Source organism: Clostridium sp. SHJSY1 (assembly GCF_031626875.1).
Classification (GTDB): domain Bacteria; phylum Bacillota; class Clostridia; order Clostridiales; family Clostridiaceae; genus Clostridium.
On sequence record NZ_JANDMF010000132.1, the window covers coordinates 1 to 524 of the forward strand.

Genomic DNA, 524 nt, shown 5'->3' on the forward strand with positions numbered 1-524 from the left:
TATCGCAGCTTATCACGTCCTTCATCGGCTCCTGATGCCAAGGCATTCACCATGCGCCCTTTGTAGCTTGACCTATCTTCGTCTCGTTGTCTCTGCGGATTACTGCGTCGCCTGCGTGCTACATGTACTCACGTACCAAAGTACGCTCCGTGCATTTCGCACTTGGCTTCTTGTACTCCTTGAGCCTAACGAGACTCAGTTTTAACTTTTGATGTGTTCGTCTATATTATACTTACAATTATATGAATATAACTGTAACCATATTTAGAAAACACTTCTTAGTAAAACTAGTCTATTTAAATATACAAAGAATATTTCTTGGCTTGTTGTATTTATACAAACAATATATACTATGTGCAATTTTCAAAGAACAAATTGAGATACCTTTATGGTCTCTCAAAATTGAACAGAAAGTTAAAACCATTCTTTCGAGAAGAAAATCTAATTAAGATTTTTTTCTTTACTAGTCAAACATCTTGTTTGCTAGATTTCTCCATAGAAAGGAGGTGATCCAGCCGCAGGTT

The 524-nt window shown here is 36.8% G+C and carries 1 rRNA gene; it reads right to left on the reverse strand.

Annotated features, from left to right (window positions below):
• Window positions 1-73: ribosomal RNA gene (locus NNC19_RS23470) — 23S ribosomal RNA — on the reverse strand; the annotation flags it as partial.
• Between the last annotated feature and the right edge of the window lie 451 nt (window positions 74-524).